Genomic DNA, 24,456 nt, shown 5'->3' with positions numbered 1-24,456 from the left:
GCGACTCGCGGTGTCCATGACCATCGTTCTGCCGTTCACCTCCGCCACCTGGGAATCGGCCGTCGTGCCGGTCCGCCGCGTGCTCGAGCGGCACGGCGCTCTTGCGTTGCCGACCGAAACCTATTACGGTCTCGCCGTAAGCCCCACCGATGAATGGGCCCTGCGCCGATTGCAGGAGATCAAAGGGCGGCCCGCGGACAAACCGATTCTCGTGCTGATCGGACATCAAGACCAGCTGGCGTCGCTCGTGGCATCAGTGCCGCCTGCGGCAAAGCTGCTGATGGACCGATTCTGGCCCGGGCCCCTGACGATCATTTTTCCCGCCGCGCCGGCGCTTTCGTCGCTCCTGACGGCCGGCAGCGGGACGATCGGTGTGAGATTGCCGCCGGTCGCCCATCTGCAGGCGTTACTCCGCGAAGTGGGTCCGTTGACCGGCACCAGCGCAAACCGTTCGGCGGAACCGCCGCTCGATCGGCCGGAGGATGTCGAGCGCCTGCTTGGGCAGGATCTCGACGTGATCTTGGACGGAGGGCGCACTCCCGGAGGCCCCGCCTCCACCTTGGTGGACACGTGCGGCCCGCTGCGCGTGCTGCGTCCGGGCGTGGTGGACGCAAACCGGCTCCGCGCCGCGCTGGCAGAACAGGGCTACATACTTTCGCCATGATTTGCCGTCCGATAGCCTGTATAATTCGCCGCTATAAGGAGGATGTGCCCATGAACATTCGTGCCGCCCATCGTGCGCTCGCGATCGGTTCGTTCAGCCTCTTGGCCGTGCTCGGCCTCACCGGATGTGACTATTGGCCGCCGGCGTTGCAGGCGCAGATCGAACAGTTGCGCAGCGAGGCGCAGCAGGCGCAAGCGGACAAGTCGCTGTTGCAGAATCAGTTGAACGCCGCCAACAAGGCGAAGGAAGAATTGCAGTCACGCGTGGAGGAACTGACGCGCGTGAATAAAGAAAAGTCGGCGATGATTGCCACGCTCGAGCACAATCTTGCCGCGGAGCGTGAGCGGGCGCAGAAGGCCAAGTCGGGTGCGGCGAAATCCCAGAAGGCTGTCCCCGCGAAACCTGCCGCCAAACAACCGGCCAAGCCCTCGAGTAAAAAGCAGTCTCCTTCCAAGACCAAGCCAAAACCCAAACCCAAACCGACGCCGGTCAAGCGCGTCGCCTAGCCTTGTGCAAACGGATCTGCCGGTGACGCATACGCGTCCCCGGCACGTCTGCTGCTCACGTCCATCGTCCATCGATCGAGGTGCGCCGGCTTGAGCTGAGCGCCTCGGGATGGGAAGTTATGTCGTGGAAGACCCTGAGGAGCTGCTGCCTGAACTACTCGATGAACCGGCGGCGGGAGTGCTGGTCGTGCTAGTCGAGGGTGCCGCCGCGGCAGCCGGCTTCGCGGCTGTGCCCGACTCTGCGGTGGCCGGCGCTTTGGCCTGGTCTCCCCCCGTTGCGGCGGGCTTTTCGCCGGAGCTGTTGCCGCCACCCGGCTTGAGCTTGTCCGAGTAATCCGTAATGTACCACCCGCTGCCCTTGAACATGATGGCGGGCGGAGAAATCAGTTTGGTCACCGGCTGTCCGCATCGGGTGCATTCCTTGATCGGGTCGTCCTTGATACTCTGCTTCACCTCGAAGCGGTAGGCGCAACCCGTACACTGGTATTCGTAAATCGGCACTGGTTTTCTCCTTTCCTTGCTCCCAACCGATGAATCGGCGCATCGAGCGCCGCCGGTTTGAATAACACCGATTCCGGTGGAATCAAGGCCGGGTTCCCGGTCGGAACCCGCTCACGAGGTCAACTTGCGCAGCGCCGCATCGATCCTGGTCAATCCGCGCTCGATCGCCTCCATCGAGGTCGCATAGGAGAGGCGGATGTGCTGGTCGCTGCCGAAGGGTTCGCCCGGCACGAGCGCCACTTGCGCTTCCTTCAGCAAGTAGGTCGCCAGGTTGGCCGCCGACCCAAGGGGCTGATTGTTCCAGCGTTTGGCCAACACTCCGCTCACGTTCGGGAACGCATAAAAGGCTCCGGTCGGCATGCGGCAGCTGACCCCGGGCATGCGGTTCAACCGGTCGACCATCACGCGCCGCCGCCGGTCGAATTCGGCCACCATCGTGGCGGTGAAGGGATTGCCGTGGCGCAGGGCGGCGACCGCGGCCTTTTGCGAAATCGAGCAGGGATTGGACGTGCTCTGGCTCTGGATATTCGCCATCGCCGTGAGGAGATCTTTCGGTCCGGCCGCATAGCCGATCCGCCAGCCGGTCATGGCGTAGGCTTTCGACACACCGTTGATGATTACCGTGCGGGCGGCCACTTCGGGACCGAGCGTGGCGATGCTGACGTGCGTGAGTCCGTCGTACAAGACCTTCTCGTAGATCTCGTCCGAGATGATCAGCAGATCGTGGCGCAACGCCACGGCGGCGATACCCTCCAACGTCTTGCGATCGTAGGTCGCACCGGTCGGGTTGCAGGGGCTGTTGACGATGATCGCCTTCGTGCGCGGCGTGACTTTCGCTTCCAACTCCTCGGGGCTGATGTTGTACCCCTCGGATTCCTTGGTCGGAAGGAGAACGGGGGTCGCATCATTCAAAAGCGTCTGGTCCTGGTACGAAACCCAGAAGGGGACGGGGATGATCAACTCATCGCCGGCTTCGAGGAGGGCTTCGGCCACGTTGTAGAGTGAGTGCTTCGCGCCGCACGACACCAGGATTTGCGACTTCTCATAGCGCAAGCCCTGTTCGGTTTGGAGCTTGTCCACGATTGCGCCGCGAAGTTCGTCGATGCCCGAGGAGGGCGTGTACTTCGTGAACCCGGCGCGGATGGCGGCTTCCGCCGCGGCCTTGACCGGTTCGGGCGTGTCGAAGTCCGGCTCGCCGGAGGCGAAGTCGATCACGTCGATGCCTTGGGCCGCCATCGACTTGGCCGTGGCAGTGATGCTCAATGTGGGGGAGGGGACGATGCGTCCGACACGGGCTGCGAGCTTCATCCTTTCAAACTCCGAATTCGTTCTTGGAGCCGCCTGGCCACTTCGGGGTGGACGAAATCCGTCAAGCCCCCGCCGTGGGTCGCGACATCCTTAATGATGGTGGATGACAAATAAGAAAACTCTTCGCTCGGCATGAGAAAGACCGTCTCAACCGAGTCGGCCAGTTTGCGGTTGATCAGGGCCATCTGAAATTCGTGCTCGAAATCGGAAATCGCGCGGATGCCGCGCAGCACGGCTTGCGCGCCGCGCCGTTGCACGAAGTCCACGAGCAGGCCTTCGAATGTAATGACCTCCAGATGTTTCAAATCCTTCGTCACCAAGCGAACCATGTCCAGCCGTTCGGCCAGGTTGAACATGGGATGTTTGCTCGGGTTGGGCGCCACCGCCACGATGACTTCGTCGAAGAGCCGCAGGCCGCGCCGGATGATGTCGCTGTGGCCGTGCGTAATCGGATCGAAGGTCCCTGGATACACCGCGGTTTTCATGAGGGGCGGGGCTCCTGCCGTCCGACGTGAAAGAGCGTCAACGCGGTGTCGCCATAGTCATAGCGTTTGCCTTGAGTCAGCGGGCCGATCATCTGCGGGAGCATGGTCTTACGGGCATGCTCCAACACGACGACGGCCTGCTCGGTAAACCAGCCGGCCTCCCACGCGTTCATCAGTTCGATCAGGTCCGGTACGAGGTCATACGGGGGGTCGCAAAAAACAATGTCGTACGGGCCGGCCCACTGCGTCCCGCGGCGGAAAAATTGTTCGACGCGACAGGTACAGACCTGGGCGTGGGACTCCATGCCGCAGGTGCGGAGGTTCGCTTCGAGCAGGCGAAGGGCTTGGCGGTCCTGTTCGACAAATGTGACATGGGTGGCACCTCGACTCAAGGCCTCAATACCGATGGCCCCGGTGCCGGCATAGAGGTCGAGCACGCGAGCGTCCGGCGTCCGTTGCCCAAGGATGGAAAACAAGGCTTCCTTCACACGATCCGACGTCGGACGGATAGCCTGTCCCGTCGGACCCTGCAATCGGCGGCCCCGATGAACCCCTGCGATGATGCGCATGACCGTTCGAAGGTGAGTGCCATGACTTCATGGCGAAGGAGTACGGGACTGTAACACAGCGTTTTTGAAGGGGTCAAGGAGCGGTCTCGCCGGGCGGCGAGGGGAGCAGGACGACGTCGGCAGTGGGAGAGACATTCACTCCCCGCCCTAGGGCGGGGAGTCGCTGTAACGCCGTCGAGGTTTCGTCGTTTTGACGCTTGTGGAGGGGCTCGCTATAATCGGGCCGAATCTTCGGTCAGTTCGTGGCGTTGGAGAGGGGCCGATGGTTTCGGCCTGCGCACCGAGCCAATTCAGAACGGAACGGGCGATTCGTCCGGCTTAGCGAGTCGCCACCGGCTGCGGTTCCCGCGCGGCCAGGCTCTTGCGGCGATTCGACGAAATCGTGCGATCGATGATCGCGCCGCAATTGATGCACTTCCAGGCGTAAAAAATGAGAAAGAAATCAGAGAACCGTTCCAACATCATCAGGCCTTTGCACTTCGGACATTCCATTTTCCCCTCCTGGGTGGCGACGTTTACAGCTGTATGCGTACTCAAGCAAGACCTGCACCAAAATGTAGAAGTGAACAATATCAATTATTTGCGTGGTCGAGATGCGTCAATTTCAGCCTGTCAAGCGTCAAAGTCCTGGTACAAAACTGTGCAACCTGACAGTTTTTTGTCGTAGAAAGTGCCTATGGGGCGTCGAAAGAACAGCGGCGGGATCGGGACCTGGCCGGCAGAGGAGCGTCCCCGCGAACGACTGCTCCGGCAAGGGGCTGATCACCTCTCGGACGCACAATTACTGGGGATTCTGTTGCGCGTCGGGCGCGAGGATGCGTCGGCGGTGCAGGTCGGCATGGACTTATTGGGCCAACTCGGCGGAATCCAAGGGTTGATCCAGGCGAGCACCGAGGAACTGTGTCAGGTTTCGGGAATTGGTCCGGCCAAGGCGGCACAGCTGAAAGCGGCTGTAGAAGTTGGAAAACGGGCGGCGGCTGCGCCGTTGTCGACCGGCACAAGGGTCCATTCCAGTGCGGATCTCTTCAAGCATTACCATGCACGCCTGCGCGATCTGCGGCATGAAGTCTTCGCGGCGGTTCTGCTGGACGCGAAACACTGTATCATTCGAGACCTCACGGTCTCGGAAGGAAGTCTCACGCTCAGCATCGTGCATCCGCGGGAAGTGTTTCTCCCCGCCGTACGGGCCTCCGCCGCCGCGGTCATTTTTCTGCACAATCACCCGAGCGGCGATCCGACACCGAGTCAGGAAGATCGCGTCCTGACCGCGCGTCTGGTTTCGGCGGGGCAGTTGTTGGGTATTCAGGTACTGGATCACGTGATCGTCGGTGACGGCCGGTATGTAAGTTTTGCCGATCAGGGTTGGTTGCAACCGGAGCCGTCGCGGCGATGAAGCCTGTTTCTGGGGAATCTCTCGCTCAAAGTGAAAGGATCGAAGGATCGTATGTAGCTCGATATTCACTCTGACCTGCGGGTCTTCGGATCCGCCGCCGAACCGAAGGAGGTCGCCATGCATTTTCCCCCCGTCGAATCCATCAGGAACGTCGCTGTGGTGTCGAATGCGGGAGCAGGGAAAACCTCGTTGGTCGAAGCGCTCGCCTACTGCATGGGTCATGTGCCGATTCCAGGCTCCGTCCCGAACGGCACCACGGTTTCCGATTTCGAGCCGGAAGAGATCCGTCACCGGACCTCCTTCAACACCGGTGTCCTGCACTGCCCGTTCCAATCCCACACACTGAATCTGCTCGATGCGCCTGGGGCCTCCAGCTTCGTGGCCGAAACCCGAGGCGCGCTCCGCGCGGCCGACGGCGTGATTCTGCTCGTCAACGCGGGCATGGGGGTGCGCGGCGATGTCCAGCGGCTCTGGGCGGCGATCCGTGAAGCCGGGTTGCCTTGTCTGATTTTCGTCAACGGGCTCGACAAAGATGGGACCGCCTTTGCGCGAACCGTGGAGGCGATCGGGAAGGAACTCGGGGTGACCGCCGTGCCGCTGACCGTTCCGGTCGGTGCCGGAGCGCTCGTCAGCGGCGTCGTCGATCTTCTGCGTCTGGTCTCGGTCACGCCGAAGCCGGACCGGCCGCAGGCGCTCGAAGGCGCCATTCCTGCGGACAGTGAAGCGGCCGTCGACCAAGGCCGTCGGCGACTGATGGAGGAAGTAGCCGAGACCGATGAAACGTTGCTGGACCGGTATTTGGCGCAAAACGCTCTGTCAGAGGAAGATCTGTTGACGGGGCTCAAGGCGGCCGTGCATCGGGGGACGCTCGTACCGGTGCTCGGCGGGGCGGCAACCAAGATGATCGGCCTCCATTCGCTGCTGGCCTATCTGGTGGCGTTGTTGCCTTCCCCTGTCGAGCGGGCCGCGCTCTCGCCGTTACAGGGGCGGGGCATCTCCGATGACGCAGCGCCCGTGCTGCGCCAGCCCACGTCGACTGATCCCTTTTCGGGTTTCATCTTCAAGACCATCATCGATCCGTTTCTGGGCCGGTTGTCCTATGTACGGGTCTGCTCCGGCACGCTCGAGGCTGATAAGCCCCTCTACAATGCCTCCCGCCAGACCAAAGAAAAAGGCGGGCATCTCTTTTCAATCTTCGGCAAAAAGTACCAGGCCGTGCCGCGGGCCGCAGCCGGCGACATCATTGCGATCGGAAAGCTGAAAGACAGTCTGACCGGTGACACGCTCTGTGATGAGCAGGCGCCGATCCGGTATCCGGTGCTTCCTGCGCCGCGGCCGGTGGTGTCTTTTGCGATCGAACCCAAGTCCAAGGCGGATATCGAGAAGGTCAGCCTCGGGCTGCATAAGCTGATCGAGGAGGATCCCAGCCTCGAATTCGTGCGCAACACGGAGACCAAGGAAATGGTGTTCAGCGGGATGGGGCAATTGCACATCGACGTCGCGTTGGAAAAACTACATCGAAAGTACGGAGCCGACGTGACGCTCCACATGCCGAAAATTCCCTATCGGGAAACGATCCGCAGCACCTCGCAGGCGCAGGGCAGATATAAAAAGCAGACGGGTGGGCACGGGCAATACGGCGACTGTTGGTTGGAACTGGCACCGCTCCCACGTGGAAAAGGGTTCGAGTTCGAGAACAAGGTCGTGGGCGGGGCGATTCCCCGCAACTTCATTCCAGCCGTCGAGAAGGGCGTGGTCGAGGCCATGCACGAGGGTGTGCTCGCGGGGTTCCCGGTGGTCGATGTGCGGGTGAGCGTCTACGACGGCAGCTACCATGTGGTGGATTCATCGGAAATGTCGTTCAAGATTGCGGGGTCGATGGGATTCAAGAAGGCGATGGAGACCGCGCACCCGATTCTGCTCGAGCCGGTCATGACCGTTGAAGTCGACGCGCCGGCGGATTGTATCGGGGCCGTGATCGGGGATCTCAATGCCCGCCGTGGGCGCATCGTCACCGTGATGGCCAACGAACACACCGAAACCGTGACCGCGACGGTTCCGCTGGCCGACATGTTGAAGTATGCACCCTCGCTCAACTCGATTACGGGCGGGCGGGGGAGTTATGTGATGGAATATGCCCACTATGACGAGGTACCGAGGGAATTGGCGGTACGCATCGTCGAAGAACACAGGGCAGGGCGGCAGGCAGTGGGGGCGCACTGATCGAACGGGGAAGGTCACGGGCGAACCGCAACGCAAAGGAAATCGGGCAAACCCGGAGGAGAGGAACAGGGAGTAGAGATTTGGGAACTGCCGGCTGGTGACGGGCGGCTTTCCCGCGTCATTCAACCTTCGTTGCATGAACGACGTGAGCCGAAGCTCACGTCGTTCTATTCGAATAGAGGTCCGTTCGACCGGTTGCTGTCGTTAGTGGTCCGACGGTTTGAGCACCACGTAGAACGCCCGCATCTCCCGCATGACGCGGAGCAACACGGTTTCTCCGCGCCGGACTTTCGAGACGGCCACCGTAAATTCTCCCACGGTGCCGATGTCCACTCGATTCACTTCCTTGATCAGGTCGCCTTCACGAAGACCTTCCGCTTGAGCCAAGCTGCCGCCTTCGACCTTGGCGATCAACACGCCCTTCGTCTCGCGCAAGTGGAATTTTTCAGCCAAGCTTGCGGTGAGATCCTGCACGTCGATCCCAAGTTTCACTTCCGATCGGGCCTGCGGAATCGAGGCTACGGTGGCGGTATCGCGACGCTCGCTCAAAGACACCGGGAGGGTCATCCGTCGTCCGTCGCGGACGACTTCAACCTGCGTCGTGGCCCCGGGCGGAAGGGTGGCCACCAACCGGGACAATTTGTTCGGCGTATCCACCAAGGCGCCGTCGACCTTCGTGATGACATCTCCCGGCTTGATGCCGGCGATCGCGGCCGGATCGCGCTCGAATACCTCGTTGACCAGCACGCCCTCGTTTTCGTCGACCCCGAATTTCTTTGCCAGATCGGGTGTCAACGGTTGAAGCCCTACGCCCAGCCAGGCGCGCACGACGCGGCCCTTGGCGATCAACTGCTGCATCACCTGTTTGGCCATGTTCGAGGGGATCGCGAAGCCGATGCCTTGCGCGAAGTTGATGATCGCGGTGTTGATGCCGATGATCTCGCCGCGCAGGTTGAAGAGCGGACCGCCGGAGTTGCCGGGGTTGATCGAGGCGTCCGTCTGAATGAAGTTTTCGTAACGGGAGAGATTGATGTTCTCGCGGCCCACGCCGCTTACGACTCCCAGCGTCACGGTGCGGTCCAAGCCGAAGGGATTGCCGACCGCGAGTACCCATTGACCCACCTTCACGGTGCCCGAATCACCGAAATGGGCGGAGGGGAGCGGGTGGTCGCTGGTGACCTTGAGTACCGCCAAGTCCGTGTCGGGATCCTTGCCGATGACCTGAGCGAACAGTTTGGATTTGTCCGACAACCGGACCTCAACCTCGTTGGCGTCGCCCACGACATGGTTGTTGGTGATGATATGGCCTTCCGGGTCGACGATCACGCCGGAGCCTGATCCGGTCGTGCTCGGGGTGCGATCGCCGGAACCGTCGCGCGACCGGCCGAGCGCCTGAATCGGAAAGATGCTGACGACGGAGGGCTTCGTGTCCTCCGCCAAATCCGTGATGACGGTTTGGATATCCTCGAGGAGCCGAAGCCCCGGCGAATCCTTCGGAGGGCCCGGCCGGTGATCCGACGGGGCCGCGATGGTCTGACCAGACCAAGCCGCAAGCAGCGAGCCCAGCACCAGAAGGGGCAGGACTCGGCGGGTACGGTGCGAAAAAGACGTACGGCTATGCATGAGATGACTCCTATGACGTGTCCGGCCTGAAGGTTACAGAATACCAGATCGGCGATTGAGCGGGAAAGAACCGGCTACGCAGTTCTTGAGGAGACGACCGGGCCCTGAAAGTGCGGGGCCCAGCGCGCGAGATCTTCGCGCAGTCCGATGAGGACGACAATGTCTTCGGCCCGCAGCGCGACGGAATCGCTGAGGGGTAAGAGGAAGGGCCCACGGAAAACCGCTGCCAGGCGCATCGTGGCTGGAAGGTCGAATTCGCCGATGGGGTGACCGATCACCGGTGCGCCTTGGGCAACGACCAGGCGCTCAATGGCGGCGCCGTGAACGCCCAAGTCCCGTTGGATCTTGAGCAACTCGTCATGGACGAGCTCCTCCTTGAGCTCCCGAATGTGTGTCTCGACCTGTTGCAGCGTCAGCCGGTGGGCCTTGATGCGATCCGAGGCATTGCGCAGCAGGTCGTCCAAAGGGGGCAGCGCGGGATCCGCGGTCAGGTCGGCATGCGGTCTGGCGGGATCCGCGACTCGAGTCGCGACCCGTTGACCGACCTGGCGATGAATCGTGCGGATCTGTGTCAGGAGCGACGTGGCTTGTCCGTGGAGTCGCAGCACGTGGACCTTACGGTTGACGCGCTCGGCAATTGCCAGGATGCTCTCATACAAGGCGCTGCCGGTAAGCGAGAGTTCTTTTCGGATCCGCGCTAACAGCTCAAAGGACAGCATCTCAGAAATGTCTGATAAGATATATTATGTAAACTTATGCTGAAGTCTTAACTTCCGGCACCACGGTTTCTGTCCGAACAAGTAAATCTTATTACACTTCGGAAGTAAAATCATGTCAGTCCTTCGCTCGTACAAAATTGCGCATTCCACGACACCTTAGAGCAAGGTCTTAAGTAGCCACTGTTCTCAAATCTTCTGAGTGTGAATGCAGACTGTAGACTTGGCTGCCGATCGCAGTCAATTGGAGGAATTTGGAGAAAACGGTGGAAAGAAAGCTTTGGAGTAATCAGACCAGCTGAAGTGGGTCGGCCGCCCCGTTTTCAGCTAGTCGAAGAACCCGATGCGCTCTCCTACAAAATATGCTTCACTGAGAAGTTCCTTTTAGCATGTCTTGCTAAGCAGCTTTGTGGCCTTGAATCGAAGGAGCCTTTTCCCATCGTCTTGGCCACCACCAATGCAGTTTCTGTCTGTTTCCAATTTGAGGAATCTTCACAACCCATTCACCAGCACGATCCTTATTCAAGCTCTGCAGTGGGAAACCGATATGCTCTCTTTGGCACATGAGGTTCCCAATCTCCTGGCATCGTCGATACGTTCTTAAGCATTCCAAACCGAAGATTCGCAGCGCAGCTTCATCGGAGAGATTCGTAGGATGTCGATCGGATACAAAATCTATCTCACGATGAAAGAGCACAAGTTGCCGCGAAAATAATTTCTGCGGAACATCGATATTCTCCCAGAACATTCTCCAAAGAAGTAGCGCGTAAGCTTCTGGGCAGAATTGTCGAATAGCCACTTCTCTGGTCGTGACCGGGAACCAAATCCCGCGTCCCATTTTTTCAAAGCACTCGCTGTGGGATTTGCGAACCCGCTTTGTGATGGCACGTCGAATCGCGCGATACACCTCGAAATACTTCTTGTTGTCTAACAAGCCAGAAGAATTCGATCCCTCGTCGCTACGCGTCATATACTCAACCGTGACATGCAAGTCAGCCTGCCGCACTTCAGTCCGATGGTGCGGTACGCTCACTCCTAATACATCCGCCCATCTCTCAGGAAGACGTCGAACATAGGCCTGAAATTCATACGTGTCCGGTATAAATCGAGCAAGTTTCGAAATTTGCGCCTCGATTGTCTGGCCTTCCTTTCTTTTCGTGAGCCACTCCCCGACCTCAGACATGATGAGAAACCGCGCGTCTTGCTCTGTTGCTGTCAGCTGTCCGACACGACCCTGTTGCCACCAGACCGCTCCGCATTCAGCACACCCGTAGGGGGTAGAACATGCCTGTTTCGACAACGAGTACTGAGGCGTCGGCTTTCCGCAGTCACCACAGACCTCCAAAAGCGGTATCTGGTGCAGAGGGCAATCGGGAATGAATATTAATTGATGGAAAGGCGTATGAAAACCGTTTTTGACGCATTTCGGGCAGATGCGAAGGAATCGACTCGCTAACACTTTCACCTCATCCGGGCGAATATAGTCAACAGTGCATGCCGTCCTGATGTGAAGGTCGGTAAGGTTCAATGCGCGTTGTATGAGTTCTGGGTTGAGCGCGCCCCAGTGGTGTAGATTCCGGTCCCGATCAGACCAGTTTTGGGGATGCTGATTCTTCGCCGGTAGACCGAATTCGCGTTGAATATCCCGAGCTCCACACGCGTTTAATCCTATGAACTTCTGAATCATTGACCACGAGGATTCGAACGGAACGCATTGGCTGGCATCCCACGTATATCGTGTCTGAGGCATCATTTGACTGCGTATGTCGACGAGGTTGCTCATATGTATCTCCCCGCTTCACGGTATCCGGAACATTCGATGGCATACTTCCACTGATTCAGTGAAATGGTCGGTGGGCCACTATCCATGGACCCAAAATTCTTCAGAACGTATTCCACGGTCCGTGAAAAGTACTGCATTGGGATTTCCCTAGTGCCAGGCAATTTAGCTTCTGCCCGCACGTGCTGAAACGCCTCCCAGAGAATCTCGGCCTCCTTAGCCAACCGCCATCCCGCGTCAAATCCGGAGGGAAAAAAGTATCGTGTGAATGAATAGCCACTTGCCTCGGGATACTCGGACTGTTCGTCGTAGCCTTTCAGACAGTAAGTGAAATCTTCCAGATTTCGTAGACCGGCGAATTCGTGAAGATGCACCATGAATCTGCCGACGATCTGCATTTTTTTAGCCTTCTCAAAGGCATCTCGTTGATGAATTAATTCTGGTTGCCCAACAAGCACAACGGTCGTCGCGATATCCTGACGATCCAGCTTATTATAGATGTCGACCAACCAATTGTAGTGAGGCTCCTGAAGTTTCTGTGCCTCGTCCGCAATCAGCACCAGGCGTCGATGATGACCTGCACAGGCTTGCTGGATCAAAAACTGTGTTAGTCGAGCTTGCCTTGTGTTGGTGGATCCACGGTCACTAAAGGCATGACCAAAATCGCTCAGCAAATTTTCAAAAAACCGTGATTCGGTCAGATGCTGATGGTGCTGACAGCTAAATGAGAACACTGGAAACTTCTCGCCAAGTTCCGCGTGCAATTCATGAATAGCGAATCGTATCCCTTTGGATTTTCCGAATCTCGGCGGCGCTGTCACGATGGCGCCGACAGCCCGATTCTCGACCCAGATTTTGAGTTGGTCACAGAAGAGACCTAATGGAGGCGTGGAGAGTGTATACCGTCCAGTTTCGACTGGATGAGTTCCAGAAGGCAGATATGGTCTTGTGTGCAGGACACGGGACATTCGGTACTCCTTTCACTTCGATTAATCGAGGCGGGTTTTCCTCATGGCAGGGGTATGGATCGTGCGAGATGACGCTGAGGAAGTCGACTCTGTGGCACTGGCGACTGACGACGTGGATTCGGTCTTGGTAATTGTCCGAAGGCTTTCTTTGAGTTTTGTGGCCTCTGCTCTCGCAGACTTACTCGTCGCGGCTTCCTTATTGAGGTAATCCATATAGACACGGATGGGGTCTTGAGTATCCGTATAGAAGATCAACTTTCGAGCCCGGAGATTGTTAATGGCCTTTCGAACGGTGAGCGTATGTGGCGTCCGGCCCCACAGGCCATGCGCGGTGAGTACGCCAAACTCGCTTCCATTCTCGAGATATGCGGTAATACAACGGAGATCGTCCGGATCAACGAGGAGCGAAAGGCGTGTTCCGATAAGATCAGGGCTGTGCCTGAGGACATCGTTGTAATAGCGAACCCCTTCAAATTCAATGTAGGGGCACTTTCCCTGCGTCACATCTCCACGAATACAGCGCCAGACGCGGATGTGGAGCAGCGCCAGATCTCGTCTCCTCTGTTCAGGAATCGAACGGAACTCGCATCCCTCATTCACTATAAAGTACTCAAGCATCTCGAGCGGTGATCGATACCCCAACCCCGAATGCGGCTCGGCATTGTAACGCGCAATCAATACGTCGATCAGTTCAACAAGGTGTTGGTAGGAGATATTCCAACGTAGCGCCGCATCTTCTGGATTTTTACGGCGGGGATCCTTGGGACCATTGCCCGTCGTAGATGGCAGCCGATGAAATCCGTTTTCTTCCAATGTTTGAAAGAATCGTTCAATGAAGGGCCGACGTGTAGGGGTTTTCACAGGGCCCGCATTAATCGCACATCCGACTACTCGACTGAGATTCGATTTAACCGCCTCTGCCAGATTAGCTTTGGCATTGTCGAACCATAATTCGTCCCACAACGCCCCTGCACATTCGGCATGGACTCCAGAAGGAAGCCCACTGCCGTTCGTATACTTCAACCCGGGGATGGTTAAGGTCATCGGCGTCCATGGGGTTAAGGCATGCTTGATGCAGCGGAGGACATCTCCTGCGTTGTATTCGGAATTCAGCACCAAGGAATACCCCAGAATTGCGCGAGTCTTCACATCGACGATGACGAGCAGCCATAGTCGCTCAAGCACAAGCCGTTGCGTGCCTCCATAAGGATTCGGCAGATCAATCGTACACATCACATCGATCCGATGGCCATCAAACTCTACCCGTTCGAAGGGTCTGGTCACGATACTGTCGGGACCTGCTTCTTTCGAGGCGAGCGCTCGCGCGGCATCAGTCCCATGACGCGCCTTTACTGCTTGTTTAAGGTTCGATTTAAAGACCCGCTTCAGATAGCTCGACAGCGCACGGCGTCCCCGATGGTTCATGTTGAATGGATAGTGTCTCGCGGTCAGGCCAGCTTCCTTACATTTGTCAATGAAGTACTTGTGAATCGCCTTGACTGGCATGCGAGATTCCTGCACAAGGTCATCTTTCACTTTCTTCAGGAACAAGGCGTCAACAGCTTGTTGGATCGCCGGGAATCGCTCGAACAGCATCGTGAGCGCTCCCGCGGCCCCTCCCTGCTGAGAATGTCTGGCTCCGTCTATGGTGGCCGTTCGAATGTAGGAGCTGATACGACATGCTGTCAGCAACGCTCGGAATCCCCAGATTCGTCCGTCAGCGTGAGGCTGTATGCAACGTGTGACGAGCCGATACACCTCTTGGCGTGGGATGGCCGCTTGTTTCGAGATGATCCCAACGGGTTGTCCCTCGATATAGTCACTCACTGCTTGAATCCGCTTCTTGACTCGAGCCGCATTTTTCTCATCTAAAAGATCGAGATCGACAGTCGGCCAACAAGAGAGATTTGTCACATCGGGCGGGAGTGAGTCGCGATCCATTCGAGGCTTCGATACCGTCATTTTGTCCCTCGCTGTATGGCTATAGAGTTGGTCAATGGGTACACGTCGAGTGGAGCCGTGCACAGACCACCATGGATCAGGCGAAAGATCGAGGCCTTTACCGCTTGGCGATCTTGAGGTGCGAGATGACGTTCCAGATCTTTCAGGGACCAAGAAGGTTTGATGTCGAACGCGGCGAGCAGTTGATGTTCGATCTCTGAGAGATCATAGGAGGCATACGTGGCGAGATAGGCTAGGATTTGCTTCCAGTTCCGAAGAAATGTGGGATTTCTCCTGATTTCCTCGTCCGTGACGACTTTATAGTCATTCGCGGTGACGAACGCCCACTCGCGTTGAGCCGCCAATTGCCGAGAGACTCGAGAGTGATCATCAATGGCTTGCACATCGTTGACGTATTTGATTTCACGATATTCCGTTCGGCCGTCCGTGAACTGGATCAGCATGTCCATCACTGTTTCACGATCTCGACCATCCAGCTTGATTTTGATACGTAGCGGTTGTTCGCAGAACGAGGCGACGGTGGGATCGGCTTCGACGATCACGCCGTGGTCACGTTCAAGACTACTGTAGAAGTGGACGTCCCGATCTAATTTCCAGCTATACATCTGCCAAAAGTTACTTCCGTAGCTGCCACGCAGTTGTTTCCACACTGGCGCTGAAGCGTCTCCTTTAATCGGCTTCTGTCCGCAAATCGTTTTTCTCATTTCGATCCTTCTTTGTCGTGGTATCCTGACTGCTTCGGAAGCACTCTCCTGATTCATACTTCGCTATACTGAGTTTTCGTCAGTTTTTAACGGGACAATCGGAAATAAATATTTGAGCCATCGGTCTTAGACTCTGGACGAATTCAATTTATGGGAGCGACTCATGATGAGATCCGACGCGCCCTCGAGGCACTTACCCTAAGAGAGCGCAAGAGTTTACTGTGGCAAGCCAGGCAGCTTGTGGCTCATATCGGCCCTTTGGCGGGAGGAATGGTGGATGAAGACTTTGTGCACGAAGCCATTACGGCCACGCTCGAGGGGGCTCGCACCTGGGACAAGCAATACCCGATGCGCGACCATCTGTACCACGTAATCCGGTCCCAAGTGAGCAATCATGCGCAGCATCACACTAGTCAACGGTATCAGGAGCCTCTCCTCTTCTCCTCACTCAACTCACAAGATGAGGGCGATCTCGACTCTGAAATGGGGACAAAGACCGCAGACGACTTTCCGTCTGCCCTCCCCAATCCTGAAGAACAATTGGAACTGAAGCAGCGTCAGCTCGCTCTGGACAAGATTAAAGAACAGATGGCGGAAATTCTGGGCCAGCAGTCAATGGGTATGAAGATATTTCAGCTTCAAATGGACGGAGTCAGCGGCCCGGATATCTGTGGTAAGTTAGCAATCCAAAAACGGCAATACGCCGTATACAATATGCAAATAGTGCGCGCCATGAAGAAGATCAGAAAACGCAATTTGGAAGGACGGTTATGAAGCCAAGAGTTAACACGAACGACGTTTGGTCTCAGTATGAGCGCCTGCTCGACTTAGAGGCTGAATCAATTAGGAATCTCTCAGAAGAAGAATTGGATGAAGAAATCCGCGTAAGTGGCTTGGACCCAGAACAGTTTGGTCAGCGTGCAACGAGTGTATTTGCACAGGCGCTCGGAGCGTCTGGTCACCAAGCATTGGCTAAATCCCGACAGATTTACAAAAAAGAAGTGACTTCACTCAAGCAGATCCCCCTGTCATTGCCGACCTCCATGAAAGACAAGTTACAGCTCCTCAAGGCGTGTCTGGATCATCACCACTATCTGAAGCCCGCGGTGCTAACCGGCCAGTATCATAAATTGAGCGATATGGCGCCAGCAGACGTTGACAGTCTTTTGCGGCAGTTACACGTCTTGGGTCTGCTCAAATTCAAGAAGAGCTAGCATTTATACAAACTTCAAGATCTGAGACGTCATGTCGACAATACATCCATGTCGAATCCTAGGAATGGCATCCCTCGCAGGTAGCAAGTTTCACTCTAAATCAATTTACGCTCGCCCGTCAGCAGCAGCATTTATGGTCCTAGAAAGCCACAGCAGCACTCGTATATCGGCGCTCATGCAAATTGGTCTGTTGCTTGCCGTCGCGACGGGTCACGCGGTACTATAAAATTCAATTTGTTTTTCATGCCGGTCTCCTGTTCTCCTAATTGAGGAAGAGCACCTCCTTCTCCATGATGCTCGTATTACATTCTGACAAGGCTCTTCTTTCCTTGATGGCGTATCATGCTTGCTGACGATCCCCAAGCACTACTCAGAGCATTGGGCGTGACTGCTCCCCGTGAGATCGATATTGAGGCCATTGCACAATATTGCGGCGCCACCGTGACATACGAACCACTTGTAGGGTGTGAGGGACGGATAATCGGCTATGGTGATCGTGCAATCCTCACGGTCAACCAGAGAGCGACCGTATCGAGAAAAAGATTTTCGGCTGCACATGAACTGGGACATTGGTTGAAGCATCGCGGCAAGGTTGCGCTAGTCTGTGATAATGAACAGCTAATTTGTAAATGGGATGGACATGATAGAGAAGGAGTGGCGAATCGCTATGCATCTGAATTGCTTCTTCCCCAGTATCTATTTCAACCGCTGCTACAGAATAGGGCCATGACGTTTGAGACGGTGCGGTGGCTAGCGGAACAGTTCGAAACCAGCATTACGGCAACCGCTATGCGAGCGGTTCAGTTGACAAATAGTGAAGCCGCCCTCATTTGTTCGAGCGAGCACGGCCGACAGTGGTTTGAGCTAAGTCCCAGTGCTAAGGAAGCGCAATGTTGGCCGAGACGTAGCCTTCCTGTTGAATCTGGAGCTTCTGCTCTTCTTAAGCGAGATGAAGAGCCAACAGGCCTTAGAAAGGTCCCAGCCTCAGTCTGGTTTGGTGGAAAAAACGAGTCGATTAGGAATGTCGTCGAAGACACGGTGCGAATCACTGCCCATCTTGTCCTTAGTTTGGTTGTTTGGACATCGTCTCCTGCAAGGTAGTACATCGGGTTTCCTTCACAGGGCTTGCACAAGGCCGCATCAATTCTCTTTCGATTTTGGGTAGCCTCATAAGCCATAGGCTTGCTCAGCCAGTTTCGCTACCTGATATCCATGGTTGGCCAGCAAATCGAACTCCGTAAGATCAATTCGGCGTAATGTCGTAGGAAAGTTCGAGGTGTATGTAGCTGACTTACAGGGTAATGTAGGCTCTATAGGCGTCCCAATATATATGAACGCTCCCCGTCCTGGGCTTTCTTGGAGATAGTTGGAGAAGGTCCGAACACGTAATGCATGAGACTGGTCTGACATGATGTCGGCGACACGCTTAAGTCGAAACGGATTCAGCGAAAAAAAATCGAATCCGGAAGGTAAGGGACGTCCGGCATCCGAGACGATGATAGCAGTCCCTGGATGCTTGGCCTTGCTGCGCCCTGCATCAAAAAATGGTTCCAACCCGAGATTATCATAGACACCCCCGTCGTATAGATGCAGAGATTTGTAGCCTATATTGACAGGCTGCTCAGTTCCCTTAAGCGAATTCCATTCCCGTTTTTGCCAATTAAAGAGCGTGGCGTCTAACCGTAGTGGTCCGAACCCTCCGGGAAAAGCAGCGGAAACTGCCATCGCGCTCGAAAGATGAAAGTCTCCAGCAGAAGCATAGCCTAGCTGATAGTCGCCAATATCACTTCGCTTAAACCGAAAACGTTTGCCATTCTCAGCTGTCGTAGCATTGATGGACCATTCTGGTCTAATCGGCAATTCAGATAGCTTAATCCGAATATTCCATTCCTTTTCGATAGCTAACGCCAATAAATTTGCTCGAGAAAAAACGAACGGCAGGTTTACAGGGTTTAGGAGCTGCCGGAGGGCTCCCCACTGAAAGCTTTTATTGCACAGCGAATTACGCAGATTTGGGTATACCGACTCGATAAAGAGATCTGAAGATGGCCATTGATACTGGTTAGCTTGAAGTATTAGCCCCACAAGCAAACTGCCACCGGACACTGTAGAGATTCGTTCGACGTGCTCTAGCAAGCAACGTTCTGCGAGTAGACGTATCACGCCAAGATGAAAACCAATTGCTCGGATGCCGCCGCCTGATAGAGCAAGCGCAATGCTCGATGGCAAAATCATTCTCTCATCGTGCCCTGGAGTATCTGTACATCCTTCTCACCCACTATAAGTTGTACAGCAGGAAGCCCATCCTCTGACATTTTGCGCGTGAGATCCACGAGTTGAACGAAATCGTCTGTGCTGGGCGACGCTGAATGTCTTGGTGGATGACTATGCCATTCGCCGACATAACCAACGATGCCTGCTGTTCGCCGGGACGCCTCTTGCACTGCCTGTAATAAACCTTCAACACCACGTTCGAACGAACGAGGACTTGATTTGCTGTCAGGGGGTGCTGGTAGGGCTGCAACGATTACCAGTGCAGAAATGTTGAAGTCATGGTAACCCAATAGAACTCCGCCGGTCTCATTTGGGAAGTTTGCAGATCTCCACTCTCGAAGTTGTTGCTCTATTGCAGCATCGATGTAAAGATCTGTTTCTCCAAACTTAATCTGGTGTTCGGATGCCACAGGGTAATCATGCACCACTACCGACCCATGTTGTGGATCTCGCTGCCAAATACGGATAACGGCTTCAGGGCGAAGCGATATCATCGGGATCTGTTCTGCCAATATGCCAGCATAGCTCACAATTCTGGAGTAGGGCATTACCATGGATATGTCTCGACAGCTAGCACCACTCCAAAACGAATGGGCCCCATCGAGATGCTGCTTGCCCCAAGCTTCCTGAATAAGCGCACGGTAGTACTGTGCCTCGATGCTTCTGATCCTAATACCCCGCTTTTCATCTTCGGCAAGCAAAATAGCCGCGTTGCCGTTAGGAGTAACGAATACGGATATGTGCCTGCCTATAGCGTCAATATGACTGGCGCTGCGAGGATATTCGAGAGAGGTAGATGCATCAACAACCAATTGGGCATGAGTCAGTGCATCCATCACGGAAGGCTGAGAGAAATTGCCAGCATCAGCGTGCACAGGAGTGAGGGTGCTGGAGCCATGCATCGCTGCCGCATGTAGCTCCGCGACGACCATTGCTTTGGAATGGCCAATATGTTGAGCGTAAGCTGAATGCCTAGTCACATTATGCGGTCTAATATGGTCCTTATCGATTACCGTCCATCGTCCCCACCCGGAACGACCCCAAAGGTTCATCAAGGCACTGCCAAGCGATCCTGCACCAACTAATACTCCGGTTGGACCTTCATCTCCAACCCCTGACTGCCTTCTGCATGACGCAGCATCATTCTGATAGAGCACCTCCATAGGCAAGATAAGTTGGTCTCGCCACTCAATGGGTGATTTGCCACCCAAAAGTCCGGCTGCATTAAAATACTTCTTAATAGTGCGTATGCCGTCTTGGACGTCGTGGGAGAACAGGGCTCCGGTAAGAGCTCCAAGCTTTAATGCGCCAACTCCCACAATGAATGCTCGACGTGTGATTTTTTCGGCCGCTTGCCCTTCCCCTCGGGTCACTGGAATATTTAAGATGATCACCGAAAGCCTGTCATCTGCAGATTCAGGCACTCCCATTGCTCCAACCAGCTTAGATGAAGCTTCTTTCAGCATTTGAAGAAAGCTAATCTCCCGCCTCTCAAGAAGATCTGCCAGTTCGCCTAACGTTGTAGGATCACTTTCGACATGGCCTTGTACAATAGCAGGGAGGGTGAACTCGATGGGTTGAATCGCACCCTTTGGGAGTTGGCTAGTTGCGGAGAGGGTTTCAAGGAAGAATGTCACACCTCCATTAGGACGTTCAGGACCACGTACGATTACCAGGCGATGATCATTTTCTTGACGGGTCTTTTCGAAATCCCAAGGCAATACCAACTCATCCTTGCTAACAAAAAATAAACGTTCAACGGGCTGGTCTGCTGGATGAAGCTGATTCGTAGCGCTACTTTCAAGCCACCACTGAATTCGCCGGAGAAAATTATCTGGCGTCCATGTTCGAGAGACTGAAGTTGGTGGCTCAAAATAAAGACAGAGGCTTTTCGCTGTATTCGGCGGTGTCTGATTCTGGTGAATGAGTGCTGGAAAGTCTTTGCGAAGAGCGAGGACAATCACCAATTCTTTTGCGTTTGCTGGTACGCACAGAGCCAATCGTTCTTTATATTTGATGCCGTACGGATTGTTCTTCGGCACCCCATCGGTTTCGATATCTACAAGTATACATTCAAAGGCGCCATCGTCTTTTTGAAGTATTTGGCGGACAGAATAATCTCGTTGCCGCTTTGCCGCAGTAAGCAGGGCTCGGGCACGAGGAATTTTAAGTTGGTCCTTGTCGTCAAGTTCTCGTAAATTATGAAGGGTATAGTACTCTTCTTTCATGATCCAGCTCTTGGGGGACGGGACGTCAAGATGGCTGCAGCTCCAAGAGAGGCTGCGCGTCGCCAAGTAATTCCCCCCCCTGCTATTTCAAAAACAAGTGGTTCCGGCTTATTGGCGTTTGGTTCTTCCATTGTCACAAGAAGCTTCCGGCCCTCAACTTCCTCGAGATGTCTCTTATATGCTTTGCGTGCTTGAATATGTGGAGGTTGAGTCTCTTTATATGATTCTTCTAAATCAGGAATAGGTTTGCTGGAGCTAACCATGTAGGCATCATTCTTACCTTGCAGTAACAGATGTTTTACAAGGGGTTTGGGGTTGGTTTCTGTATCCCCTTTCTCGTCACTCAAAGCAAGGTAGCTGCAGTGATGAGGGATGTTATAGAGGTCCCATGCGAGTCGATCATCATTCTTGTGGTAGAGTGTGGTCTTTACAATATCTTCAATATCGGTCCATTCAGTGTCCCCAACATGGAAATAGTCATAATTTGCTCCTCCAATTAGAAAGCGGACATTGAAGACCAGAGACGCTGAGTTTCTAACGATGTCAGTCCCATCACAGTGCTTAATGAAAGGGGAATGACAAAAGAACTCTACGCCATCGGATGCTAGCGAAAGGCCAGGCACAATGGTTCCGGCGTCAATAAATAGGTGATCCCGTGCATTAGCCGCTTCCCCTCGTTCTTTAAGCTTTGGTTCCAGCCAATCCTTGAGTGCGTCGGGTTTAGAGAAAACAAGAATATCCTTGCCCTCAAGTAACCGGTGTCGCGCTTCCTGGCGTAGGATACAAAATTCCTCACTCTGCTCATCCCTTTCGACCTCTTCGAGCAACATAGCGGCCGGAACCCATAGACAACGAATTCTAATACGCCCTTCCCCTTGGTATTTCTCTGTATGTTGCAGGTCGAAGAACTCCGTGCTGCCCTGGATGTGATCAAGGTCAGCATGGGTGAAGGCGACTATGTCGAAATAGTCTCGCTCAGCGTTTTTCAGCTCTTGTTTGAGTCGTTCCTTAAGATCGATCTCTGGTGACTCAGTTTCTTCTCCCTTCTTCCTGTGACAGTAATCGAGCAGTATCCGACGACCGTTTGATAATATGATTTGGGTTGTGTCGCCATTCCCTACCGGATAGCAAACAATCTTATGTGGGGCGCTCATGGTGTTCCTTTCTTGGTAGAGTCATGGTTTGATCGATGGCCTGCTTCAGGGGTGTCGTATATCCAATCAAGCGACTCATTTCCCACTTTGACCGAATAGATATTTAACTAATACTCTTAGTGCTTACGATCATGCGGAGGGCAAGGATCGTTGCCCGGTGATACCGTATCGGAATCGCGCCACTGTCCGTCGCGTCCCTGAATCCTCACTTCTCCTCCGCCAAGGTTTGCAACGGTGCTTTTAGCCGACTGTTCAGCTTCGTGTTGGGTGCGATGAATGCTACTCGCTCGTTCAGCACCGGGTTTTTTCACGGCCCATCCATCTTCATGCTTCACAACGTAACGATCATTTTTCGCCATAGGACTCCTTTCTCGTTGGCTGATTGGTTTATCGGTGTTCCCGACTGATCACACGGTCCTAATTTCATCTCAAGGCTGCTTGCATTGGCATATTTACCAGAGTAAATTGTGTTGCCCAGTTGGACTACAGTTGCCATGATTCATTCTATTGTCATTGTGATAAGGACTTCTTGTTATGAGTCAATATGTTGTCTGTAAATATATTTCTGGACAACAGGCTACCCGCAAACTACCTTCAAGTCAAGAGGGCATATGTCGATAGGGTTTGGTGGACTTCTTGAGCGTCTCAGGACCGAAAAGGGTCTATCATTGCGACAATTGGGTCAGTTGGCCGATCTCGATCATGCATATGTGCACCGACTGGAGACGGGGGAAAAGGCTGATCCATCGGATGACACTGTGGATAGCTTAATCCGCGCGCTGCGACCTGGAGAACGCAAAGCAAGAATCTTGAAGTTTCTCGTACAACAACCAGTTGACGAGGATTTATTAAACTATGTTTTAGAAAGTTCCAAAGTTTCCCTCGAGGACTTTGAATCCGCTGCCAGAATGAGATCACGCGGACGGCCAATAGGAAAGGACGCCTGGGAAAGAGTATTGGAACAGATTCGGAAGATCAGGGAGACCATGGAAGGTGGATGAGTTGTCGATCGTTATGAAAGCCCGCACCTTTGTGCGGAGCTTTCATAATCTTAGGTTTCCCGTTTCAATGGACCTATATGCTGAGGCAATTGGCGCAGTCCTTCATTATGAGAAGGATCTTCCTGATAACGAATCTGGTCACTCTCTGCCCATCAAAGGCAAGTGGCATATCATCGTGAATAAGGGGCATCTCGAAGAACGGCAGCGGTTTACTATTTGCCATGAGCTTGGACACATATTCCTCGACCTGCCAAACGAACACGCCGGCAAGAGTGACCCTCAACGTTATACGAAGCGCCCCCAAAGTGAAATGTTCTGTGACGTCTTTGCCTCTGAAGTTCTATTGCCCTCTGATCATTTTAAGCCGCTAGTAAATGCAGCAGATCTGGGGTTTAATTCTGTAGTCACATTGGGAAAGAAATTTAAGGCCTCCCAGACTGCAACCGGATCACGGTTTGCGGCGCTAAATGACATACCATGCACATTTGTCTTATCTGAGCATGGGATCGTGCGTTACGCGAGCCGCTCCCCTTCCCTGAGAGAAATGGGAGCATGGGTTCAGATTGGATATCGTGTGCCGCCTTCATCCCTGGCAGTGCAAGGAGCAAAGCTTGTACAAGAGGGGCCCTGTGAGGTTGACCCTACAGAATGGTTTGAAGCCTGGACTCGAGGGGGAACTCTCTATGAGGAGTCGAGGTATTTGCCTGATTGGGATCGAATGTTGTCGTTACTCTGGTTCGATGAAGACTCTCTGCCTGCGGGAGGAGTCACAGCAAACAAGGAAACTGAAGACGGCGACCCGTACTGTCGAGAATTAGATGGTGTACTTTCGTGGCCAGACAGAACGAAGAAGCGATAACGTCATACAAATGAAAGAAGATATTATCCGTGGGAGCGGAAACGTCTATCAGGATTTGAAAATTCCTGATGCAGATGTTCGGCAGTTTAAGACTATTCTGGCCGCTGAAATCATTAAGACACTTGATAAGCAAGATCTCACTGTCCGGAAGGCGCAAGGCCTTACAGGGGTTCCAGCTGCTGACTTTTCCCGAATACGAACTGCTGACCTCGAACGGTTCACCTCTGACAGATTGATGATGATCCTCAATAAGCTTGGCTCACGCGTCGAAGTCTGCGTGAAAGTAAAAGAGGGGGAAACGAGAGAAGGCGCAGTGCCATGAAA

25 protein-coding genes are annotated in these 24,456 nt (G+C 54.6%); 10 read left to right on the top strand and 15 right to left on the bottom strand.

Going from position 1 to position 24,456, the window contains the following annotated elements:
* Window positions 1–16: 16 nt before the first annotated feature.
* Entirely contained in the window at window positions 17–664 is a 648-nt protein-coding gene (locus KF814_01030; protein MBX3234708.1) for a threonylcarbamoyl-AMP synthase, read from the top strand.
* A 50-nt stretch (window positions 665–714) separates the two neighbouring features.
* Entirely contained in the window at window positions 715–1,170 is a 456-nt protein-coding gene (locus tag KF814_01025) for a hypothetical protein (protein MBX3234707.1), read from the top strand.
* A gap of 117 nt (window positions 1,171–1,287) precedes the next feature.
* Here the strand turns inward: KF814_01025 and KF814_01020 are convergent, their stop codons facing one another.
* The 5 genes from KF814_01020 to KF814_01000 all read right to left on the bottom strand — a co-directional run bounded on the left by KF814_01020 (window position 1,288) and on the right by KF814_01000 (window position 4,525).
* Window positions 1,288–1,671, bottom strand: a complete 384-nt coding sequence (locus KF814_01020) for a transcriptional regulator (GenBank protein MBX3234706.1) — start codon at window positions 1,669–1,671, stop codon at window positions 1,288–1,290.
* Window positions 1,672–1,782: 111 nt separating this feature from the next.
* The gene (locus tag KF814_01015) at window positions 1,783–2,979 is read right to left on the bottom strand and encodes a pyridoxal phosphate-dependent aminotransferase (GenBank protein ID MBX3234705.1); all 1,197 of its coding nucleotides are present in this window, start codon (window positions 2,977–2,979) and stop codon (window positions 1,783–1,785) included.
* Window positions 2,976–3,464, bottom strand: coding sequence for a pantetheine-phosphate adenylyltransferase (gene coaD / locus KF814_01010; protein ID MBX3234704.1), 489 nt, complete (start codon window positions 3,462–3,464; stop codon window positions 2,976–2,978). Before coaD ends, KF814_01015 begins: the two co-directional genes overlap by 4 nt.
* Window positions 3,461–4,033, bottom strand: a complete 573-nt coding sequence (gene rsmD / locus KF814_01005; protein MBX3234703.1) for a 16S rRNA (guanine(966)-N(2))-methyltransferase RsmD — start codon at window positions 4,031–4,033, stop codon at window positions 3,461–3,463. Before rsmD ends, coaD begins: the two co-directional genes overlap by 4 nt.
* A gap of 318 nt (window positions 4,034–4,351) precedes the next feature.
* Window positions 4,352–4,525: a hypothetical protein gene (locus KF814_01000; GenBank protein MBX3234702.1), complete on the bottom strand. Its 174-nt coding sequence runs from the start codon at window positions 4,523–4,525 to the stop codon at window positions 4,352–4,354.
* A gap of 184 nt (window positions 4,526–4,709) precedes the next feature.
* Here KF814_01000 and radC point away from each other — a divergent pair, with 184 nt between their 5' ends.
* Both radC and KF814_00990 read left to right on the top strand, forming a co-directional pair.
* On the top strand, window positions 4,710–5,426 hold the full coding sequence (radC, locus tag KF814_00995; GenBank protein ID MBX3234701.1) for a DNA repair protein RadC: 717 nt from the start codon (window positions 4,710–4,712) through the stop codon (window positions 5,424–5,426).
* 117 nt (window positions 5,427–5,543) lie between these two features.
* A complete protein-coding gene (locus tag KF814_00990) occupies window positions 5,544–7,649 on the top strand; it encodes an elongation factor G (protein ID MBX3234700.1) in 2,106 nt (701 codons plus the stop codon).
* A 204-nt stretch (window positions 7,650–7,853) separates the two neighbouring features.
* On the opposite strand, the gene KF814_00985 is transcribed toward KF814_00990, so the two are convergent.
* The 6 genes from KF814_00985 to KF814_00960 form a co-directional block, all read right to left on the bottom strand.
* On the bottom strand, window positions 7,854–9,272 hold the full coding sequence (locus tag KF814_00985) for a Do family serine endopeptidase (GenBank protein MBX3234699.1): 1,419 nt from the start codon (window positions 9,270–9,272) through the stop codon (window positions 7,854–7,856).
* A gap of 74 nt (window positions 9,273–9,346) precedes the next feature.
* Window positions 9,347–9,991 carry a TrkA C-terminal domain-containing protein gene (locus KF814_00980; protein ID MBX3234698.1) on the bottom strand — a complete coding sequence of 215 codons (645 nt, stop codon included), beginning with the start codon at window positions 9,989–9,991 and terminating at the stop codon, window positions 9,347–9,349.
* A 394-nt stretch (window positions 9,992–10,385) separates the two neighbouring features.
* A complete protein-coding gene (locus KF814_00975) occupies window positions 10,386–11,675 on the bottom strand; it encodes a hypothetical protein (protein MBX3234697.1) in 1,290 nt (429 codons plus the stop codon).
* Window positions 11,676–11,767: 92 nt separating this feature from the next.
* A complete protein-coding gene (locus KF814_00970) occupies window positions 11,768–12,736 on the bottom strand; it encodes an ATP-binding protein (protein ID MBX3234696.1) in 969 nt (322 codons plus the stop codon).
* 21 nt (window positions 12,737–12,757) lie between these two features.
* Window positions 12,758–14,332: a hypothetical protein gene (locus KF814_00965; GenBank protein MBX3234695.1), complete on the bottom strand. Its 1,575-nt coding sequence runs from the start codon at window positions 14,330–14,332 to the stop codon at window positions 12,758–12,760.
* Window positions 14,333–14,694: 362 nt separating this feature from the next.
* The gene (locus KF814_00960) at window positions 14,695–15,402 is read right to left on the bottom strand and encodes a TnsA endonuclease N-terminal domain-containing protein (GenBank protein MBX3234694.1); all 708 of its coding nucleotides are present in this window, start codon (window positions 15,400–15,402) and stop codon (window positions 14,695–14,697) included.
* Between the two features lie 150 nt (window positions 15,403–15,552).
* Between KF814_00960 and KF814_00955 the strand changes: the two genes are divergently transcribed.
* The 3 genes from KF814_00955 to KF814_00945 all read left to right on the top strand — a co-directional run bounded on the left by KF814_00955 (window position 15,553) and on the right by KF814_00945 (window position 17,717).
* Window positions 15,553–16,176 (top strand): hypothetical protein, encoded by a 624-nt coding sequence (locus KF814_00955; GenBank protein ID MBX3234693.1) that lies wholly within the window; start codon window positions 15,553–15,555, stop codon window positions 16,174–16,176.
* The gene (locus KF814_00950; GenBank protein ID MBX3234692.1) at window positions 16,173–16,616 is read left to right on the top strand and encodes a hypothetical protein; all 444 of its coding nucleotides are present in this window, start codon (window positions 16,173–16,175) and stop codon (window positions 16,614–16,616) included. Before KF814_00955 ends, KF814_00950 begins: the two co-directional genes overlap by 4 nt.
* Window positions 16,617–16,958: 342 nt before the next feature.
* Window positions 16,959–17,717, top strand: a complete 759-nt coding sequence (locus tag KF814_00945; GenBank protein MBX3234691.1) for an ImmA/IrrE family metallo-endopeptidase — start codon at window positions 16,959–16,961, stop codon at window positions 17,715–17,717.
* Between the two features lie 66 nt (window positions 17,718–17,783).
* On the opposite strand, the gene KF814_00940 is transcribed toward KF814_00945, so the two are convergent.
* The 4 genes from KF814_00940 to KF814_00925 form a co-directional block, all read right to left on the bottom strand.
* Window positions 17,784–18,851, bottom strand: coding sequence for a patatin-like phospholipase family protein (locus tag KF814_00940; GenBank protein MBX3234690.1), 1,068 nt, complete (start codon window positions 18,849–18,851; stop codon window positions 17,784–17,786).
* Window positions 18,848–21,118, bottom strand: coding sequence for a Mov34/MPN/PAD-1 family protein (locus KF814_00935; protein MBX3234689.1), 2,271 nt, complete (start codon window positions 21,116–21,118; stop codon window positions 18,848–18,850). Before KF814_00935 ends, KF814_00940 begins: the two co-directional genes overlap by 4 nt.
* Window positions 21,115–22,272, bottom strand: a complete 1,158-nt coding sequence (locus KF814_00930; protein ID MBX3234688.1) for a hypothetical protein — start codon at window positions 22,270–22,272, stop codon at window positions 21,115–21,117. The genes KF814_00935 and KF814_00930 overlap by 4 nt, the downstream gene beginning before the upstream one ends.
* Window positions 22,273–22,388: 116 nt before the next feature.
* Window positions 22,389–22,631 (bottom strand): DUF2188 domain-containing protein, encoded by a 243-nt coding sequence (locus KF814_00925; GenBank protein MBX3234687.1) that lies wholly within the window; start codon window positions 22,629–22,631, stop codon window positions 22,389–22,391.
* A 252-nt stretch (window positions 22,632–22,883) separates the two neighbouring features.
* Between KF814_00925 and KF814_00920 the strand changes: the two genes are divergently transcribed.
* Genes KF814_00920 through KF814_00910 form a run of 3 tightly spaced genes read left to right on the top strand, consistent with a single transcriptional unit; the run spans window position 22,884 to window position 24,454 of the window.
* Window positions 22,884–23,273, top strand: coding sequence for a transcriptional regulator (locus tag KF814_00920; GenBank protein ID MBX3234686.1), 390 nt, complete (start codon window positions 22,884–22,886; stop codon window positions 23,271–23,273).
* A complete protein-coding gene (locus KF814_00915) occupies window positions 23,266–24,132 on the top strand; it encodes an ImmA/IrrE family metallo-endopeptidase (protein ID MBX3234685.1) in 867 nt (288 codons plus the stop codon). The genes KF814_00920 and KF814_00915 overlap by 8 nt, the downstream gene beginning before the upstream one ends.
* A gap of 10 nt (window positions 24,133–24,142) precedes the next feature.
* Window positions 24,143–24,454, top strand: a complete 312-nt coding sequence (locus KF814_00910) for an XRE family transcriptional regulator (protein MBX3234684.1) — start codon at window positions 24,143–24,145, stop codon at window positions 24,452–24,454.
* Window positions 24,455–24,456 lie beyond the last annotated feature (2 nt).

It is taken from the genome of Nitrospiraceae bacterium (assembly GCA_019637075.1).
Lineage (GTDB): Bacteria > Nitrospirota > Nitrospiria > Nitrospirales > Nitrospiraceae > JAHBWI01.
The sequence above is the reverse complement of the archived record's forward strand: the minus strand, read 5'-3'. Positions and strand labels throughout refer to the sequence as shown.